This is a genomic window from Streptomyces coelicoflavus (genome assembly GCF_003112555.1).
GTDB lineage: Bacteria > Actinomycetota > Actinomycetes > Streptomycetales > Streptomycetaceae > Streptomyces > Streptomyces coelicoflavus.
This window is the reverse complement of record NZ_BEWB01000005.1, coordinates 220,573-239,077: the sequence shown is the minus strand read 5'-3', so window position 1 is coordinate 239,077 and position 18,505 is coordinate 220,573. Positions and strand designations below refer to the sequence as shown.

Genomic DNA, 18,505 nt, shown 5'->3' with positions numbered 1-18,505 from the left:
CATGAACGCCCTCAACTCCCTGATGGACGGCTTCGGCACGGCCCTCACCCCGGTCAACCTCCTGTGGGCCGCCCTCGGCGTGCTGCTCGGCACGGCCATCGGCGTCCTGCCCGGCATCGGTCCGGCGATGGCGGTGGCGCTGCTGCTGCCGGTGACGTACGGCCTGGACCCGGTCGCCGCGTTCATCATGTTCGCCGGTATCTACTACGGCGCGATGTTCGGCGGTTCGACCACCTCCATCCTGCTCAACACCCCCGGCGAAAGCGCCGCCGTGGTCGCTGCCATGGAGGGCAACCCCATGGCCAAGGCGGGGCGCGGCGCGCAGGCGCTGGCGGCCGCGGCCATCGGTCACTTCGCGGGCGGCATGATCGGCACGATCCTGCTGGTGGCGCTGGCCCCGACGGTCGCCGACCTGGCCGTGGACATCGGCGCGCCGGACTACTTCGCCATCATGGTGCTGGCGTTCATCGCCGTCACGTCGGTGCTGGGTTCGTCGCGGATCAGAGGCCTGGCCTCGCTGCTGATCGGTCTGACGATCGGTCTGGTGGGCCTGGACCAGATGACCGGCCAGCAGCGGCTGACCTTCGGTTCGCTGCAACTCGCCGACGGTGTGGACGTGGTGATCGTGGCGGTCGGTCTGTTCGCGATCGGCGAGGCGCTGTGGGTGGCGGCCCATCTGCGGCGCGGGTCGGCCGAACCGATCCCCGTGGGCCGCCCCTGGCTCGGCCGCGGTGATGTGAAGCGCACCTGGAAGTCCTGGCTGCGCGGTCCGCTCATCGGCTTCCCGTTCGGCGCGATCCCGGCGGGCGGAGCGGAGATACCCACCTTCCTGTCGTACGTCACGGAGAAGCGGCTGTCCAAGCACAAGGACGAGTGGGGCAAGGGCGCCATCGAGGGTGTGGCCGGACCCGAGTCGGCGGCGTCGGCCTCGGCCGCGGGCACGCTGGTCTCCATGCTGACCCTGGGCCTGCCGACGACGGCGGTCGCCGCGGTCATGCTGGCCGCCTTCCAGCAGTACGGCATCCAGCCCGGCCCCCTGCTGTTCGAACGCGAGCCCGAGCTGGTGTGGGGTCTGATCGCCTCGCTCTTCGTCGGCATGGTGCTGCTGCTCGCCCTGAACCTGCCGCTGGCACCGGTGTGGGCCAAGCTGTTGCGCATCCCGCGTCCGTACCTCTACGCGGGGATCATGTTCTTCGCCGCGGTCGGCGCGTACGCGGTCGGCGGCGAGGTGATCGACCTGGTGATCCTGCTGGTCATCGGTCTGATCGGGTTCGGCATGCGGCGTTACGGCCTGCCCGTCCTGCCCGCCGTGATCGGCGTCATCCTCGGCCCGAACGCCGAGCAGCAGCTGCGCCGCGCCCTGCAGATCAGCGACGGCAGCGTGTCGGGCCTGGTCAACACGCCGTTCTCGGTGACGGTGTACGCGGTGATCGTGCTGCTGCTGGCCTGGCCGCTGGTGAAGCGGCTGGTGGGCCGGGGGCGGGCACGGGCGAACGCCTGACCACCGCCCCTCAGAACGGCACCGGGCGGCTGCCCCACCTGGCCGAGCCGGATGGTGCCGGCGACGCGGGACCGGGTACGGATGCGAACGGCGAGGTACTCGCACCGTCCCCGGCCCGCTCGTGCTCACGCCCAGACTCCAGAGCACGCTCACAGAAGGCGAACCCATGATCTTCATCACGGCGAAGTTCCAGGTACTCCCCGAACACGCGGACCAGTGGCCGGAGATCGCCGGCGAGTTCACCCGGGCCACCCGGGCGGAACCCGGCTGCCTCTGGTTCGACTGGTCGCGCAGCGTCGAAGACCCCACGGAATACGTCCTGGTCGAGGCGTTCCGCGACGACGAGGCGGGCGCGGCCCACGTCCAGTCCGCGCACTTCCGCGCCGCGCAGGAGAAGCTGCCGCCCCACCTCGCCCGGACGCCGCGCATCGTGAACGCGACGGTCGACCAGGAGGGCTGGTCGGAGCTGGGCGAGATGGCGGTGGAGTAGTGCTCTCCTAGCGTTTCACCCGGCCACGCACAGCGAGGACGGCCAGACCGAGGAGTGCGGGTTCGACGAGCCGGGAGGCCATCTCGGTGTAGTTGCCGGCGGTGGTCAGGTTCTGGCCGGAGGAGCGGAAGGCCACCGAGTTGATGACCACCCGCAAGGACTTCTCGAACCTCTTGGTCGACAGACGCTCGCGGTAGGGCCCGTCGGGATTGACCGGCTCGGCCCCGGTGGTGGTCAACGTGAGGCGCCGGCCGGTCAGCGTGCCGGTGCTCTGGGGCTTCGGGTCGTCCTTCGGAAGCCCCCACAGCATCATCAGCAGCACGGTCGTGGCCATGCCTCCGAGCAGCCAGCCCAAGGCCCGGGAGGCGCGCAGACCGTATCCGGACAATGCCCAGTAGGTGGTGAGCAGGGCCCGTTCGCTGCGGGGGATGTCGTGGGCGTGGCGGCGCATCTCCATCTCGCCGTAGTAGAAGTCGGCGGCGCCGGGTTCGTGCTTGCCGTCCTCGAAGGCCTTGCGCAGTTGTCGGTACACCGGCGCCAGTGCCGCCGGTTGCAGTGGCACGTCTCCGTCCGGCGCGGGTACCCAGCCGCCCGCGCAGGTGGGGCGGCCGGCACGCCAGTGGTGCTCCTCGGCCAGTGCTCGCCGTGGAGTCCAGCGCACCGGCACCCATCCGCGCCGGCGTAGACCGGTGGGGGTGGTGGCGAACGCGTACAAGCCGTCCAGCCGCAGCTGGTCGAGGTGGACGGTTCCGGCGAACAGGCACTCGGTGAGGTCCACGTCGGTCAGCACCAGGTGAGCCGCGTCCACGCCACGCAGCGATGCGGCCCGCACGCGGGGGTCTGTCAGTCCGGTCTCGGGGACCTCCTGCCCGTCATGGGTGAACGGTTTCGCCTGGGCGGTGATGCTCACTGGGTACTCCAGCACCGCGTCGCTCAGGTCCACGGTGGCGTGCCGCAATCGCAGCACGGCCGTTGAAGCCCACCTGGTTCGGCGGCAGCCCACGGTCGCCGCGGCTGCCTCGATGGTCACGGCGGTCCCGAACACCGCCTCCGTCAGGTCCAGTGATCCGCCGCACACCAGTGGCCCCACGGTTGCGACGTGCGTGAACAGCACCCTGCCGAACGTGGCATCACCGGCGATCGTCACCCCGCCGAACCGGGCGTCGCCGCCGAAGGCCACTTCGCCGAAGCCGGCGTCGCCGCCGATCGTTGCCCTGCGGAACGTGACGTCGCCGGCGAAGGCCGCGCCGACGAACTGGGCGTCGCCCCCGATGGCCGCTCCGCGGAACGCGGTGTCACCGCCCAGGACCGCGCCGCCGAACTGGACGTTGCCGCCGATCGACGCACTCGCGAACCAGGTGTCGCTTCCTATGCGAGCTCTGGGGAACTGGGCGTCCCTGCCGATCTCCACCCTGACGAACCAGGCGTACCCGCCAATGGTGGCCCTGGCGAATTGAACGTGGCCGTCGACCTTCGCTCCGTCGAACTGGGCGTTGCCGCGGATCTCGACCCTGGAGAACTGGGCATCGCCGCGCATCTGCGCCCCGGCGAACGTGGCGTTGCCCGCGATCACCGCCCTGGTGAAATCGGCGTCGCCGTTGATCTCCGCCTGCGCGAAGTCGGCGTCCCCGCCGATCTCCGCCCCGCCGAAGTCGGCGTTCCCGGTGAACTTGGCCAGTCCGAACCGGGCATGGCCGAGGTGGGCTCTGGCTGTACGGGGATCTGTGACGGCGTCGAGCAGTTCCCTCAGCAGTTCCTCCGACAACGGGGTGCCGCGGTGGTCGACATCCGCGCCGGGGCGCAGGCCGGCGAGGTAGGCGGAGCGTTCGGCGTCGCCCAGATGGGCCAGGCACGCCGCGTGGGGCTCGACGATGAGGCCCCGGCACCCGACGTCGTTCGCCGTGCCGCCGTACCGGCAGTACGGCCAGGGGGGAGCGTCCGGGTTGGCGTCGGGCGGGGTGGAAGTCATGCCTCTGAGACGTGGAGCCGATACGCCTGGTTGCGTACCGCTGCCGCGAACGGGGCGTAGACCGGCTCAACGGCCGGCCGGGGGCTCGAACGACCCACGCGGTCGGATCCGTTCTACGCGCCGGCCCGGTGGAGTTCCAGGGTCGTGGCGAGGCGGATGACGGCAGTGTGCCAGTGGGACGTGGCGGGGCCCGCGCCGTGGGTGCGGAGGGTGGTTGTCACGGCGGAGACCTTGTCCGCGGTGGTGTGGAAGCCGGTTCGGTGCAGGCGGGCGGCTGCCGATTCGAGCGTGTCGTGGTCGGTGGCGGCCAGGTTCTTCAGGCCGTGGTGGGCAGCATCGGCGAGGGCGGCGAGGGCCTGTTCCAGGGCGGTGGTGAGGGGGTCGTCCGGGGCATGCGGGGCGACGGGGAGGGCCGTGTCGCCGTCGCCGGGGGCGAGGTCGGGGACGAGGACTCCGTGGGAGGTGCGGACGGCGAGAGGGGCGAGGAGGACCCTGCCCCGGTCGTGGCGGAGGGTACCGCTGATCCGGTCGGCGGTGCCGGAGGCGAGGACGCCGGCCAGGGCGTCCAGGGTGCCGGGGCAGTGGGGGTTGTGCGCGCTGCTCAGCAGGACCTCGTTGCCGGCCGGGTCGTGAAGAACCGCTTCGAGGCGCTGTGCGGCCGGGTCGTACCGCACGGGTCCGGCCTCCGCGACGGCGAGGACACGCATGGACTCGGCCTCCACCCGAGGGCGGACGAGGCGGGGAGGGAGGCTACCGGGGGCGGGGAACTGTGCGGCGAGGTCGGTGACCAGCAGCCCGGGCGGCAGGTCGTCCCAGGCGGTGCCGACGGGGGTGACGGAGGTGGTGGCGATCCGGCCGCGGGAGATCTCCACCGCGCGGCCGGCCGTGCGGGAGGTGGCCTCGCTGACCACGTTGGCGGCGGCGAGGGTGCGCAGGTTCGTACCGAGGATCCTGCGGGAGCCGAGGTCGTGACCGGTGGGCGCCTGCCCGTCGGGCAGCTCCCAGCGTTTGTGCAGAACGAGGACGACACCGGCGTCGGGGTGGGCGAAGAAGACATCGGCGGTGCGGTCGCGGGCGGTGCCGTCGACGTGGCAGCCGAGGGCGACGAGACGAACTCGGCGCAAGGCGGTGCGGGCCGTCTCGGCAGTGCCCAGGACGACTGCGGGGTCGGTGGGGGCGGCGCGGTGACGGGCGTGCAGTTCGGCGAGGAGCAGGGCGTGGGTCTCGCGGTCGTGGCGGGCGCCGCGGACGGCGTGCTCGGCGAGCTGGTGGCGTATCCCCTCGAGGGCCGCGGCGGGCCAGTGGCGGCCGGCGGCCGTGAGGGCGGCGCCGGCACGGCGGAGGGTTCCGTCCAGGACGGGGCCGGCCTGGGGTACGCCTTCGACGAGGAGTTCGTCGACGAGGTCCATGGCTGCGCGGTGGGCGCCGTCGCCGTGGTCCGGGGTTGTATCCCTTCCTCCGACGGTGACTCGGTCGCTGCCCTCGGTGTCGGCGGCGCGGAAGGCCCAGACGGCGAGTACGACCGTCGCGCCGCGCAGCGGCTCGGCGGCGTCGGTGACGGCGAAGCCGGGGCGGTGGGGCACGGGGAAGCGGACGGTGCAGGCGGGGAGTTCGACGGTGGGAACGGGGTCGGCCGGGGTGGGGCGGTGGAGGACGGCCCGGTAGCCGCGGTCGCGGGTGCGGCGTGCCGCGGTGAGGGCGGGACGGCCGAAGGCCTCGGCGAGGGCCGTGTCGTCGATGCTTCCGGGGGACCAGTCGGTGAAGGGTGCCGGGGTGTCCGGTGCGGTCGCGGTGCGCTGGTAGGCGAGGACGAGGCCGATGCGGTGACGGCAGACTCCGTGGGCCCCGCAGCTGCAGCGGGCGTCCTGGAGGGTGGCGCCGGGGGGCAGCCGGGTTTCGGTGCCGTCGGGAAAGCGGCCGTGCACGGTGTGGTCGTCGGTGACGTCCAGGTCGGGGCCCGCTCCGGCGTCGAGGTCCTTGGCGGCGCGTTTGACCAGGCCGCGGTTGGCGAGAGCGGCGAGGGTGTCGGGGGTGAGGGCGATCAGGTCGGTGCGGGTCACGCCGTTCGTCCTCCGTGGGCCATTGTCTCGGCGACGAATTCGGCGAGGTGGCCGGGGGTCATGGCGCCGATGTGTGCGCCGGCCTCGGCGAGGCGGCCGGCCAGGTCGCGGTCGTAGGCGGGGGCGGCCTCCTCGTCGAGGGCGGCGAGGCCGAGGACGGTGACGCCCTGTCCGGTCAGGTCGCGGACGGTGCGGGTGAGGCGGTGGGCGTCGCCGCCCTCGTAGAAGTCGGTGATCAGGGCGACGATGGTGCGGCGCGGGTTGTCGACGAGGCCGGCGCAGTAGTCGACGGCGCGGGCGATGTCGGTGCCACCGCCGAGCTGGACCTTCATCAGGAGTTCGACGGGGTCGGTGACGTCGGAGGTGAGGTCGACGACCTGTGTGTCGAAAGCGACCAGGTGGGTGCGTAGTCCGGGCAGGCCCCAGAGGCAGGCAGCGGTGACGGCGGAGTGGATCACGGATCCGGCCATGGAGCCGGACTGGTCGACGAGGAGGACCAGCTGCCACTGCTCGAGGTGGCGGCGGGTGCGGGAGTGGAAGTGGGGCTGCTCGATGAGGATGCGGCGGTCCTCGGGCCGGTAGTGGGCGAGGTTGGCGCGGATCGTGGCCCTGAAGTCGAAGTTCCGGGCCAGGGGGGTTCGGCTGGGGCGGCGGGAGCGGGCTCCGGTGAGGGCGCGCCGGATCTCCGGCCTCAGCCGCTCGGTCAGGTCGCGCACCACGGCATCGACGATGCGCCGGGCGGCGGCCAGAACCTGCGGGTTCATCAGGTGCTTGGTGCGGAGCACGGCCCGCAGCAGGCTGGTGCTGGGTTCCACGCGGAGCAAGACGTCGGAATCGGTGACGATCTCGTCGATGCCGTAGGTCTCCACGGCGTCGCGTTCGAGGCGTTCGACCGTCTCCCGGGGGAAGAGGCGGTGGATGTCGTCGAGCCAGTCGACGACGGCGAGCGTGGAGGGGCCGTCGCCACCCTCCCGGCCGTCGGCGGTGCCGCGGCGTTCGCCACGGCGGGCGAGGTCGTCGTCCCGGCCGTAGAGCCACTGGAGGGCGGTGTCGCGGGCGGCGTCCGGGCCGTCGAGGCCGCCGGTGCGGCGTTCGGCGGGGGCGCCGAGGATCAGCCGCCAGCGTTCCAGTCCCGCACGGGGGTCGTCGGGGTTCATCGGGGTGCTCCGAGGGCGTGCCGGTCGAGCAGCAGGTCGGTGTGTTCCTCGAGGGCCGCGGCACGGGCGAGGAGCAGCGGGTCGGCGCTGGTGCGCAGCAAGGTGCGGGCGGAGCCGTGCAGGTTCCGGCGGTCGAGGAGGAGGTGCGCGACGCGTTCGCGTTCGCGGGGCGGGAAGAAGGCGAAGGCCTGGCGCAGGGCGGGCAGGGCGTGGAGGAAGACGTCGTCGGTCATGGTGGTGACGACGCCGTCCAGGGTGTCGAGCAGGGACTGTTCGCCCTTCGGGGCGGGCCGCAGGACTTCTTCGCGGGCGAGGGTGAGCAGGCCGGCCAGCCAGTCGCCGAGGACGGCGGGGTCGGCCGCGGCGGCGAACGCTTCGGCCTCCCCGGCGGGTTCGGCCGGAGCTCCGAGGGCGCGGCGCAGGCCGAGGGCGGCGCCGCGCAGGTCGGCGGGGGCGTGCCGGTCGCGGGCGATGCGGGCGGCGGTCGCGGCGGCGGTCTCCGGGGTGAGAGCAAGGGCGGGCGCGGCGTGGAGGAGGGCGTCGCGGGCGGCGGTCAGGGCGCGCAGGCGGGGGACGTCGACGCCGGGCGGGCCGCCGTGGAGGCCCTCTACGAGGTGGAAGAGCCGGTCGACGGCGTGGTCGAGGACGGTGCCGAGCAGCGGTTCACGGGCGGTGCCGAAGACGCGGTCGTGGCGCCAGAGTCCCAGGACCACGGCGAGGGCCCGCCCGAGGGGGCCTGGGTCGGCGGTGGTACGGATCCGGTGGGCGAGGCCGTCCAGGAGGTCGCGGGAGAGGGTTCCGGCTCCGCAGAGGACGGCGTCGAACAGGAGGGCGGCGGTGGTCCCGGCGTCGGCGGCCGTACCGGTGTCGCGGAGGCGGCGGGTGAGGAGGGCTGCGGCGGCCTCGTCGGGGCGGGCTCCGTAGGCGCCGGCCTCGGTCAGTGCGGCGTCGCGGCCGGTGCGGGGGCGGGGTTCCCAGGTTTCGTGGTCGCGGGGGTCGGCTCCGTGGTCGGGACCGGTGACGCGGGTGTGGCCGGGGATGCCGAGGATGCGCAGCTGGTGGAGGAAGCGGCTGCGTTCGAGCCCTCGGGGGTTGGTGAGGTCGAGGTCGAGAGTGCGGTCGCCGTCGAGGCCGAGGCGGATCTCGTCGGCGGTCACGTGGTGGACCAGGGGTGGCAGCGGGGTGTCGGGGTGGAGGCGGCCGGTGCGCTCGCCGGTGCAGGCGGCGACCGTTTCGACGACGGCGGGGTGGGCGCCGGGCCTCAGCGGGCCGTCGGTGTTCCAGGGGAGCGGCTGGTCGAGGTCGTCGGTGATCAGTGCGGCGGCGAGGCCGTCCAGGACGTCGACACGGGCGGGGTGGGGGTGTCCGCGGAGGGCGGCGAGGCCTTCGGTGAGGGTGTGGGCGGAGATCAGGGCGGCGGTGGAGGCGGGGAGGTGGCGGGCGCGGAGCCGTTCCACGACGGTGCGACGGAGGGTTCTCGCGGCCGCTTCGGGGCCTTCGTCCCACAGGCGCTGGTAGTAGCCGGGGGACGGCATGCCGGACTGGTAGCCGGCGAAGGCGTCCATCTGGCGGAAGGAGTAGGGCACCAGGAAGCTGCCGCCCACGGCCCCGTCGGGCGGGGCGGGCACCGGGGGCCATGCGGCGGGTTCCGCCCCCGGAGTCGTGCCGGGGGCGGTGGTGAGGGCGCGCAGGGCGGGCTGGTGGAAGCCACCGGTCACCACCAGGACCGGCCGGTTGCCGGCGTGTGCGACCGCGGCGCGGACCCAGGAGGCCATGTACTGCTCCCGGGCGCGGTCCCCGTCGTCGGCCTCGGTGTCGCCGCGCACCAGGGCGAAGTAGGCGTCCAGGCGGTCCCGCAGGCCGTCCGGATCGGCGATCTCGAAGAGGCGGTCCCACAGGGCGTCCACGGTGTCGACCCGGTAGCGGGCGCGGAGCCGTTCGGTGGCGCGGCTGTAGCGGGCCTCGGCGTCGGCGTAGCGGTTGGCCGCGCCGTCGGGGCGGTCGGTGAAGGCGTGGTGCCAGGCGGGCAGGTCGATGAACCGGACCTCGGCGCCCGCGGCACGGCCCTCGGTGAGTGCCACCCATTCCGGGGAGTACGCGCACAGCGGGGCCCAGGAGGTGGAGACCCTTTCGGTGCCGCGGTGGTGACTGAAGACGGCGATGGGCAGTTCGTGTCCGAGGAGCAGTTCGCCGATCCGGTCGTTCATGTCGGCGGGGCCTTCGACCAGGACGTATGCCGGGCGATGTGCGCGGATCGTGCGGCGGACCAGGCCGGCGCAGGCCGGTGAGTGGTGGCGCACCCCCAGGAAGGTGACGCCGGCGTCGCTCACCGTTGGTCCAGCAGGTGCCGGGCCTCGTGGAGGGCCTGCCACTGGGCGCCCCGGCGCAGGCGGGCCTGCTGTTCGAGGAAGCGGCGCAGGCGGGCGAGGTCCTCGGGGCTGTCCTTGGCGGCGGTGCCGGCGAGACAGGAGACGATGTCGGCGGCGTTGCCCGCCTCGCCGCGCAGGAACCAGCCGCGCAGGCCGACGGCGTGGGCCGTGGAGACGGCTTCGGCGGTACTCATCACTGCGGAGGGCCGGTCGCTCTGGCCGGGTGCGCCGCGCAGTTCGCGGAAGGTACCGACCAGTACCTCGAGGACGTCGGGGTCGGGTGCCCGCTCGACTCCGGACTCGCGGAGCAGGGCGGTGGACTCGGCTTCGACGAGGGCGAGTTCGGTGTCGAGGTCGGGTATCGGGAAGACAGTCTCGAAGTTGAAACGGCGTTTGAGCGCGGCGCTCATCTCATTGACGCCGCGGTCGCGGGTGTTGGCGGTGGCGATGACGTTGAAGCCCTGGCGGGCGAAGACCATGCCGTCGTCGCCGTCGAGTTCGGGGACGGCGACGACGCGTTCGGAGAGCAGGGAGAGCAGGCAGTCCTGGACCTCGAGGGGGCAGCGGGTGATCTCCTCGAAGCGGACGATGCGTCCCTCGGCCATGCCGCGGAGCATGGGGGCGGGCACCAGGGAGCGGCGGGAGGGGCCTTCGGAGACCAGCAGGGCATAGTTCCAGGAGTACTTGATCTGGTCCTCGGTGGTGGCCGCGCCGCCCTGCACGGTGAGCGTGGAGGTGCCGCTGACCGCTGCCGCGATGAGCTCGGAAAGCAGCGACTTGGCCGTGCCGGGTTCGCCGACGAGCATCAGACCCCGGTTGGTGGCCAGGGTCACCAGGGCCCGTTCGACGAGCGAGGGGCTGCCGACGAACTTGCGGCTGATGCCGGCGTCGGGGTCTCCGACCACGAAGCGGAGGGCGGCACGGAGGCTGAGCTGCCAGCCGGGCGGCCGCGGGCCGGTGTCCCCGGCACGCAGCCCGGCGAGTTCGTCGGCGTGGCGCACTTCCGCGGGCGGGCGCTGCAGGCGGGGCGGGTGCGGGTCGCTCACTGTGGTCATGGCGGGGCTCACTTGGCGGTGACGTCGGTCAGGTCGGCGAGGATCTCGGAGGCGACGACGGGGTCGATGTCGCCGAGGCGGTGCGGGTAGGTGTGGCTGCGCCAGTAGTCGCCGGGGGCGGTGTCGATCCAGATGGTCTCGAGGGTCTGGTCGGGGAACTCCGCGACCATGCCGACGGCGATGCCCCCGTCGAGGGCGATGACGAGGTGGCGGTCGCGGGTGATCGGGCGGGAGACCCAGCGTTCCACGCCGTTGTCCTCGGGCGTGCCGCGTTCCCAGCCGCGCTTGGTGAGGCCGAGGAGTTTGCCGACGGGGACGGTGACGCCCTCGAAGCGGGTCAGCCGGTGCCCGTTGGCCTCCTCGTCGGTGAAGGTGTGCACGGGGCGGCCGAGCTGCGGGAAGGGCTGGAGGATCTCGTAGTCGGCGAAGAGGTCGGCCCAGGCCCCGAGTTCGTCTCCCAGATGGAGGGGGTGGGCGAGGCGCACGGTGGCGTCGGCGGGGAGAGTCCATGCGTCGTCGTGGACGTCCGCGAGGGTGAGGTCCTCGGCGACACGGAACGCGGTCACCCTGCCGTCGCCGTCGCCATCGCCGTCACTGCCGCCTTCGCCGTCGCTGCCGCCGAGCCAGACCAGGCGGCGCACCAAGTGGCGCAGAAGGGGGTGCTCGACGAGCAGTTCGCGGAACTCGGCGGCGGTCCAGGAGCGGCCGGTGACCATGGCGGCCTCCAGGCGGCGCAGTTGGTCGGAGGCAATGGTTCGGACCTCCTTCTTGAGGGCGGCGAACCGCTTGCGCTCGGCGGGGGCGAGTTCCGGGTCGTCCTTGACGCCCGGGGCCGGCAGGGCCTTGCGGAGCTTGCCGGTCTCGTCGCGGACACAGGGGCGGAGCTGCTCGTCGAAGGTGACGGTGAAGCGGCGCGGGCCGTAGTCGATGACGGTGCTGCCGTCGTCGGCGAGGCCAAGATCGGGGACCAGCCGGTCGGCGAGCTGGTCGGTGGTGAGGCCGACGTTTTCGGCGACCTCGTCGATCTTCTCCCGGGCTCGCTTCTTGAGGGCCTTGAACGGCACCCGCTGGGAGATGCCGTGCAGATGGCGCAGGGCGGTGTCGGTGCCGATCTCAGCGAGGACGGTGAGGCCCTCGACGGCCCGGTGGTGGGCGTTCTCACCGGGCCAGGCACGCACGAGGGGGGTGAGACGGCGGACGGTCTCGTCGTCGCCGAGGAGGCCGAGGGCGTGGAGGGCCCAGCTGTCCTTGGCCGGCATGCCGTGGAACCGCCACGTCTCGAAGAGGGACCAAGCGAACTCGGCGAGGGAGCCGGCGTCGCACTGCTCGGTGACGACGGCGAGGCCTGGGTAGACGTCACCGGGCTTGGAGATCTGCAGCATGGCCGTCATGTGGCGGACGGCGTCGGCGGGCAGGGCGCCGCGGCCGCCGGTGAGCCGGATCTGCGGGAACAGGGCGGGGTCGGCCCAGGTGCAGGGGGTCGGCATCCTCGCCGGGAGGGCGGCCTCCAGCGGATCGCCGGCGAGGAGGTCGGCGACGATCTCCTCGGCCTCGGCGCCGCAGCCGGCCGCCGTTTCCCGCACGGCCTCGGCGCCCACCTCTGCGGCGAGTTGCCGCAGGGCGTGTTCGGCGTGGTTGCGGAGCGTGCCCGCCGGGCCGACGGCGTCGGGAACCAGGTGGACGGCCGCGGCCCGGCCGTGGCGGCGGAGCCAGGCGAGAACCGTGGGCCTCAGCGACTGGCGGCGCACCAGCCACTCGGCCATCTGCCGGGCCACCTCGACGCTGCGGTAGGGCAGCAGCAGGCCGCCGGCGGTGGCCGGGTACCGGGCGGCGAGCCGGCTCAGCATCGGCAGGGCGTACAGGCCGTGGCGGGCGGCGACGGGCCTGAGGTGGCTCTCGGTGTCCCAGACGTGCTCGGGGGCGAAGGCGTCGAGCAGTGGGCGTACGACGTCCTCGGGGCCGGTGACGAAGAGGCGGGCGGCGTGGATGTTGCCCCGCCATGTCCCCTGCTGCATCTGCTGGATCTCGCGGGACCAGTCGTGCTCGCGCCACCAGGGGGTTTCGGCGACGACGGTGGCCGCCCAGGCCTCCTGCTCCCCGGGCTTCCAGGCCACCTCGGCCTGCGGCGCCCCGGGGACGTCGCGGGCCACGCGTGCCTTGCGCCTGGTGCGCTTCCGGGTCCACGGCGGGGCGACCAGCAGGGCGGGGAGCGCTTCCGCAGGCGCTTCGGCGTCCCGTTCGCCCCGCTTCAGCAGCGGTGCGACGACGGCTGCGGACGCTTCGGGCAGGGCGGGCAACATCTCCTTCGTGAGCTCCGCGTGGGTCACCACGTGCAGCGGCAGCAGCATCCGGGCGAGGGACGCCTGTTCGCCGTCGCCCGCCGCGGCGGCGGAGAGCAGCCGCAGGGCGCGCCGCGGGTAGCGGTTCATGGCGTCGAGCAGGGCGGCGCGGACATTGCGGTCGCCGCCCTTCTTCAGCAGCAGGCGGAAGGCGTCGTCGGTGGGCAGTTCGGCGGCCCAGCCCGCGACGTCCCGGTGGCCGTCGGACCCGTAGGCACCGTCGAACGCGTCCTCCAGCAGGGACCCGACGGCGGGACCGAGCCGGTTCGCGAGGGTGGCGAGCAGCGGGAGTTTCCAGCCGTTCCAGCCGAGTCCTGCTCCTTCGCGGATGAGGGCGATCTGCTCCGGCCGGTACAGGGAGAGAAGGAGCATGCGCCACAGGGCGGAGTCGTCCGGTATCGGGCCGTCGCAGCACTCGTCGACCCAGGCATGCTCATCGGGTACCAGGTAGGAGATCACGCTGCGGCGCTCGACGCTGTCCCGGAGGCCGGCGAGGGCCTCGACGGTCCGCCGTCGGGTCTCCTCGTCGACCGCCGCGAGCAGCTCCCGGACACGGGCGGCGGGCTCCCACACATAGTAGGTCTGGTAATCGGTCACCCTCCGCAGCGCCGCGTCGTACCGTCGGGAACCTGCCTGCTTGTAATGGGGGTTGACACCTCCCAGCTCCACGACGGCACAGGCGGCGAACGGCAGGCCGTGTTCGGTCACGCAGGCGTCGACGAGCACGTCCACCATCGTGTAGTGCCAGCCGACGGCGATCTCCACGGCGGCTCCGAGCGGAGAGGGCCGGCCCTCCCGGTGGGCCCGGCCCTCCTTCACCAGCTCCGGGTCGCTGCCGGAGGAGGAGAACATCTCCTCGAACCAGGCCGCCTCCTGCGCATAGCGGCGAGCGGCCTTCTCCACCGCGTCCTCGGCCGGCTTCGCGGCTGCCCGGGGCGCGGGCAGGGCCCGCAGCCAGGCGGCGGGCATCTCGAACCGGTCCTCGTCGGCGATTTCCTGGTGCATGGCGCTGTTCCTCCCCGTCACCCGTTGCACGGGGACCTCATGAGCAGTTGCCGATCACGTTAGACCTCGGCACTGACAACGGTCGGGCCCGTGCACGCACTCCGGGGGCAGTTGGTGCGGCCGGACTTGCCCTCCGCGGTCCCGCACCGCGTCGGCGCCCTATCCGAGGAAGCTCAACCGCACCTGGCGGTCGTGATTCGAGACGTTCGTGTCCACCAGGCACACCGACTGCCAGGTCCCCAGTTCCAGGCGGCCGCCGATCACCGGCAGCGTCGCGTGGGGCGGGACGAAGGCGGGCAGGACGTGGTCACGGCCGTGTCCGGGGCTGCCGTGGCGGTGCTGCCAGCGGTCGTCGGCCGGGAGCAGGGTGTGCAGGGCGGCCAGCAGGTCGTCGTCGCTGCCGGCGCCCGTCTCGATGATCGCGATTCCGGCGGTGGCGTGCGGGACGAAGACGTTGAGGAGGCCGTCGCGGCCGGACGCCGTCTCGCGCAGGAAGGACTCGCAGTCGCCGGTGATGTCGGCGACCCGCTCCGCCGAGCCGGTGGCGAGGTTGAGGATTCGGGTGGTGAAGGCATCTGGCATGACCCCATCCTGACACCAGGGGAAGATCGGGGCCTCCGGCACCGTTGGTAGAAGCGTGAACAACACACGCGAGGTCGAGGTCGTCGTCGTCGGTGCCGGTCAGGCCGGGCTCGCCGCCGCCTATCACCTGCGGCGCACGGGGTTCGAGCCGGAGCGCGACTTCGTGGTGCTCGACCACTCCCCCGGTCCCGGCGGCGCCTGGCAGTTCCGCTGGCCGTCGCTGACCTACGGCAAGGTGCACGGGATGCACGCCCTGCCGGGCATGGAGCTGACCGGGGCGGATCCGGAGCGGCCGTCCGCCGAGGTGGTCGGCGGGTACTTCGCGGACTACGAGCGGACCTTCGACCTGCGGGTACTGCGGCCGGTCGACGTGCGCGCCGTGCGCGAGGGGACGGACGGGCGGCTGCTCGTCGAGACGTCGGCCGGGTCCTGGTCGACGCGTGCGCTGATCAACGCGACCGGTACCTGGGACCGGCCTTTCTGGCCGCGCTATCCGGGACAGGAGACCTTTCGGGGGCGGCAGTTGCACACCGCGCGGTACGCCGGACCCGAGGAGTTCGCCGGGCAGCGCGTGGTCGTCGTGGGCGGCGGTGCCTCGGGGACACAGCACCTGCTGGAGATCGCCCCGTACGCGGCGGCCACCACCTGGGTGACCAGGAGGCCCCCCGTCTTCCGCGAGGGGCCCTTCGACGAGGAGGCGGGCCGGGCGGCGGTGGCGCTCGTGGAGGAACGGGTGCGGCAGGGGCTGCCGCCGAAGAGCGTCGTCTCGGTGACCGGGCTGCCGCTGAACGACGCGATCCGGGCCGGGCTGGAGTCGGGCGTGCTGGACCGGCAGCCCATGTTCGACCGGATCACTCCCGAGGGTGTGGAGTGGAGTGACGGGCGGCGGGTGGCCGCGGACGTCATCCTGTGGGCGACCGGGTTCCGCCCCGCCGTCGAGCATCTGCGGCCGCTGCGGCTGCGGGAGGCGGGCGGCGGTGTCCGGATCGAGGGAACGCGCGTAGCCGCCGATCCGCGGATCCATCTCGTCGGCTACGGCCCCTCGGCCAGCACCATCGGCGCCAACCGGGCGGGGCGCGCGGCCGTGCGGGACATCAGGAGGCTGCTGGCCGAGGGGGAGCCGGTCGCCGCGTGACGCCCCGACCGGTCACTTGGCGGCCTCGGCCTTCTTCGAAGCGCTTTCCTGGAGGCGGTTGAACTCCGCCACGTTGCGCTGGTGTTCGGCGTAATCGGCGGTGAAGCGGGTGTCTCCGGGCTTGACCGTGACGAAGTACAGCCAGTCACCGGGCGCCGGATTGATCGCGGCACTCATCGCGTCGTCGCCCGGATTGGCGATGGGGGTGGGCGGCAGCCCCATGCGCTGGTACGAGTTGTAAGGACTGTCGATCTTCGTGTCCTTGGTGGTGGTCTTCAGGGTGGAACGGCCCAGGGCGTAGTTGATGGTGGAGTCCATCTGCAGCGGCATGCCGCGTTCCAGCCGGTTGAAGATCACCCGGGCCACCTTGGCCATGTCCTCCTCGGTGGCGGCCTCCGCCTGCACGATGCTGGCGATGGTGACCGCCTGGTAGACGTTCAGCGCGTTGCGCTGGGCGCCCGCCGCGACCGGAGCGCCGGTGAACCTCTTGTTGGCCTTGTCGACCATGGCCGTCAGCAGCTTCTCCGGGGTGGGGTTCTCGCCGAGCGGATAGGTCGCGGGGAAGAGATAGCCCTCCGGGTTGCCCTCGGCGTCGTTCGGCAGCTTGAGGTTGACTTTGGCCAGGGATTTCTTGGTGGTGCCCGCGGGCAGGGCCAGGACCTTGTCGACGGCCCCGTAGACCTGGGTCGCGCGCCAGCCCTCCGGGACCACCAGCGACGTGGGGGCGGACTCGCCCTCGTCGTCCGTCGTCAGCAGCGGCACCGCCACCGCGGTGGCGGCCACTACGGCGCCGACCGCGATCAGGGCGGCACGGCCCCGGCGCGTCAGCCGGATCGCTCTCCGGGGGCTTCTGGGACCGCGGAGACCTCTGACGCCTTTCAGAGCCCCTCTGGGGCCTCTGGCGCTCCTCGCGCTTCTCGCGCTCCGTGGTGGAGTGTTCATCTGCATGCGGGCACGGTAACCCCCATATGCGTGCAAACCCGGCATATCTTCATCTTGTCGGCTCCAGTCGGGTGTCCCGGCGGACCAGCGCGGCGTACTTCCCGTCCTGCGCCAGCAACGCCTCGTGCGTGCCCTGCTCGTCCAGGCGCCCGGAGTCGAGGACCACGATCCGGTCGGCGCCCTGGACGGTGGAGAGACGGTGGGCGATGGTGATCGTGGTGCGGTTGGCGGACAGGGCGTCGATCGCACCCTGCACCGCGGCCTCGGTACGGGTGTCCAGGGCACTGGTCGCCTCGTCCAGGACCAGGACGGGCGGGTCGCGCAGGATGGTGCGGGCGATGGCCAGGCGCTGCTTCTCCCCACCGGAGAACCGATGCCCGCGCTCGCCGACCACCGTGTCGTAGCCGTCGGGCAGGGCGGCGATGTGGTCGTGGATCTGCGCGGCCCTCGCCGCCGCCTCCAGCTCCGCGTCGGTGGCGTCCGGCTTGGCGAAGCGCAGGTTCTCGGCGACCGAGGCGTGGAAGAGGTACGTCTCCTGCGAGACGATGCCGACCGCGCGGGCGAGGGTGTCGAAGTCGAGGTCGCGCACGTCGACTCCGTCGAGGGTGACCCGGCCGCCCGTCACGTCGTAGAGCCGCGGCACGAGGTGGCCGAGCGTGGACTTGCCGGCGCCGGTGGGGCCGACGACGGCGAGACTGCTGCCCGCGGGGACGGTGATGTGGATGCCGTCGAGCACCGGGCCGCCCTTGCCGCCGTAGCCGAACTCGACGTTCTCGAAGCGGACCTCGCCCTTGACGTGATCCAGGTGGACGGGGTCCTCCCGCTCGGTGATGTCGATCGGCAGGTCGAGGTACTCGAAGATGCGCTGGAAGAGCGCGAGCGAGGTCTGGATCTGCACACCGGTCGACAGCAGGCTCACGGTCGGGCGGAACAGCCCCTGCTGGAGCGAGACGAAGGCGACGATCGTGCCGAGGGAGACGTCGGGGCCGCCGAGTTGCAGGGCGATGCCCGCGGTCCAGTAGATGACGGCCGGCATGGCGGCCATGACGATCGTGATGACGGCCATCCGCCAGCGGCCCGCCATGTTCGACCGCACTTCCAGATCGACCAGGCTCTCGGACTCGTCCGCGAAGGCGCGGGTGAGCGAGTCGGAGCGGCCCATGGTGCGGCCGAGCAGGATGCCGCTGACGGAGAGCGACTCGGTGACCGTGGCGGCCATCGCGGCCATCTGCTTCTGGCGCCGGGTGGTGATCTTCCTGCGTTCCCTGCCGACGCGGCGGCTGATCCACACGAAGACCGGGAGGAGCAGCAGTGAGACGACGGTCAGGCGCCAGTCGAGGACGACCATGGCGACGATCGTGGCGACCACGCCGGTGAGGTTGGAGACCAGGGAGGTGGCCGTGGAGGTGACGGTGGCCTGCATGCCGCCGATGTCGTTGGCGATGCGGGACTGGACCTCGCCGGTACGGGTGCGGGTGAAGAAGGCCAGGGACATCCGCTGGAGCCGGCCGTAGACGGCGGTGCGCAGGTCGTGCATGACGCGCTGGCCCACGGTGGTGGAGATCAGGGTCTGCAGTACACCGAAGACGCTGGAGAGGACGGCGCCGAAGATCATGCCCAGGGCGAGCAGGCTCAACAGGCCCGTGCGCCCCTCGGGGATCGCGACGTCGAGGATCTCCCTGAGCAGGAAGGGCGTGGCGACCGACACCAGGGATGCGGCGCCGACCAGCGCGCCGACGACCGCGAGGCGGCCTCGATAGGGGCGGAACAGCTTGAGGATGCGGCGCACCTGCCGGGGCTGTTCCTTCGCGTCGGCGGGTGCGGTCCAGGCGGATTCGCGATCGGGGTGCATGTGCTCCTTCGGAGAGGGCGACGGGAGGTCCGCGAAGCCCTCCGGGCGG

General features: G+C 72.6%; 12 protein-coding genes. 3 read left to right on the top strand and 9 right to left on the bottom strand.

The window, feature by feature from the left end; translation table 11 throughout:
- The first annotated feature begins 1 nt into the window (after position 1).
- Positions 2-1,501: a tripartite tricarboxylate transporter permease gene (locus Sco07f_RS12880; RefSeq protein WP_007446990.1), complete on the top strand. Its 1,500-nt coding sequence runs from the start codon at positions 2-4 to the stop codon at positions 1,499-1,501.
- A gap of 166 nt (positions 1,502-1,667) precedes the next feature.
- Entirely contained in the window at positions 1,668-1,991 is a 324-nt protein-coding gene (locus tag Sco07f_RS12875; protein ID WP_007446991.1) for a putative quinol monooxygenase, read from the top strand.
- 7 nt (positions 1,992-1,998) lie between these two features.
- Here the strand turns inward: Sco07f_RS12875 and Sco07f_RS12870 are convergent, their stop codons facing one another.
- From Sco07f_RS12870 to Sco07f_RS12840, 7 genes are all read right to left on the bottom strand, one after another.
- On the bottom strand, positions 1,999-3,960 hold the full coding sequence (locus tag Sco07f_RS12870; RefSeq protein WP_108987914.1) for a pentapeptide repeat-containing protein: 1,962 nt from the start codon (positions 3,958-3,960) through the stop codon (positions 1,999-2,001).
- 113 nt (positions 3,961-4,073) lie between these two features.
- The gene (locus Sco07f_RS12865) at positions 4,074-6,020 is read right to left on the bottom strand and encodes a YehQ family protein (RefSeq protein WP_108987913.1); all 1,947 of its coding nucleotides are present in this window, start codon (positions 6,018-6,020) and stop codon (positions 4,074-4,076) included.
- Positions 6,017-7,177 (bottom strand): VWA domain-containing protein, encoded by a 1,161-nt coding sequence (locus Sco07f_RS12860; RefSeq protein WP_108987912.1) that lies wholly within the window; start codon positions 7,175-7,177, stop codon positions 6,017-6,019. The genes Sco07f_RS12865 and Sco07f_RS12860 overlap by 4 nt, the downstream gene beginning before the upstream one ends.
- Positions 7,174-9,507 carry a DUF5682 family protein gene (locus Sco07f_RS12855; RefSeq protein ID WP_108987911.1) on the bottom strand — a complete coding sequence of 778 codons (2,334 nt, stop codon included), beginning with the start codon at positions 9,505-9,507 and terminating at the stop codon, positions 7,174-7,176. Before Sco07f_RS12855 ends, Sco07f_RS12860 begins: the two co-directional genes overlap by 4 nt.
- Positions 9,504-10,601 carry an AAA family ATPase gene (locus Sco07f_RS12850; RefSeq protein WP_108987910.1) on the bottom strand — a complete coding sequence of 366 codons (1,098 nt, stop codon included), beginning with the start codon at positions 10,599-10,601 and terminating at the stop codon, positions 9,504-9,506. Before Sco07f_RS12850 ends, Sco07f_RS12855 begins: the two co-directional genes overlap by 4 nt.
- A gap of 8 nt (positions 10,602-10,609) precedes the next feature.
- Positions 10,610-13,945, bottom strand: coding sequence for a DUF4132 domain-containing protein (locus tag Sco07f_RS12845; protein ID WP_108987909.1), 3,336 nt, complete (start codon positions 13,943-13,945; stop codon positions 10,610-10,612).
- A 159-nt stretch (positions 13,946-14,104) separates the two neighbouring features.
- Entirely contained in the window at positions 14,105-14,527 is a 423-nt protein-coding gene (locus Sco07f_RS12840) for a secondary thiamine-phosphate synthase enzyme YjbQ (protein WP_108987908.1), read from the bottom strand.
- A gap of 55 nt (positions 14,528-14,582) precedes the next feature.
- Between Sco07f_RS12840 and Sco07f_RS12835 the strand changes: the two genes are divergently transcribed.
- Positions 14,583-15,662 (top strand): NAD(P)-binding domain-containing protein, encoded by a 1,080-nt coding sequence (locus tag Sco07f_RS12835; RefSeq protein WP_108987907.1) that lies wholly within the window; start codon positions 14,583-14,585, stop codon positions 15,660-15,662.
- A 12-nt stretch (positions 15,663-15,674) separates the two neighbouring features.
- Here the strand turns inward: Sco07f_RS12835 and mltG are convergent, their stop codons facing one another.
- Both mltG and Sco07f_RS12825 read right to left on the bottom strand, forming a co-directional pair.
- On the bottom strand, positions 15,675-16,430 hold the full coding sequence (mltG, locus tag Sco07f_RS12830) for an endolytic transglycosylase MltG (RefSeq protein WP_108988097.1): 756 nt from the start codon (positions 16,428-16,430) through the stop codon (positions 15,675-15,677).
- Positions 16,431-16,653: 223 nt separating this feature from the next.
- Positions 16,654-18,456, bottom strand: a complete 1,803-nt coding sequence (locus tag Sco07f_RS12825; RefSeq protein ID WP_108987906.1) for an ABC transporter ATP-binding protein — start codon at positions 18,454-18,456, stop codon at positions 16,654-16,656.
- Positions 18,457-18,505: the final 49 nt, after the last annotated feature.

What these genes read in the sequence shown, in the direction of transcription:
- Sco07f_RS12850 (WP_108987910.1), bottom strand. Translation starts at nt 10,601, where the DNA reads ATGACCACAGTGAGCGACCCGCACCCGCCCCGCCTGCAGCGCCCGCCC.
- Sco07f_RS12825 (WP_108987906.1), bottom strand. Translation starts at nt 18,456, where the DNA reads ATGCACCCCGATCGCGAATCCGCCTGGACCGCACCCGCCGACGCGAAG.
- Sco07f_RS12875 (WP_007446991.1), top strand. Translation starts at nt 1,668, where the DNA reads ATGATCTTCATCACGGCGAAGTTCCAGGTACTCCCCGAACACGCGGAC.
- Sco07f_RS12860 (WP_108987912.1), bottom strand. Translation starts at nt 7,177, where the DNA reads ATGAACCCCGACGACCCCCGTGCGGGACTGGAACGCTGGCGGCTGATC.
- Sco07f_RS12840 (WP_108987908.1), bottom strand. Translation starts at nt 14,527, where the DNA reads ATGCCAGATGCCTTCACCACCCGAATCCTCAACCTCGCCACCGGCTCG.
- Sco07f_RS12870 (WP_108987914.1), bottom strand. Translation starts at nt 3,960, where the DNA reads ATGACTTCCACCCCGCCCGACGCCAACCCGGACGCTCCCCCCTGGCCG.
- Sco07f_RS12845 (WP_108987909.1), bottom strand. Translation starts at nt 13,945, where the DNA reads ATGCACCAGGAAATCGCCGACGAGGACCGGTTCGAGATGCCCGCCGCC.
- Sco07f_RS12880 (WP_007446990.1), top strand. Translation starts at nt 2, where the DNA reads ATGAACGCCCTCAACTCCCTGATGGACGGCTTCGGCACGGCCCTCACC.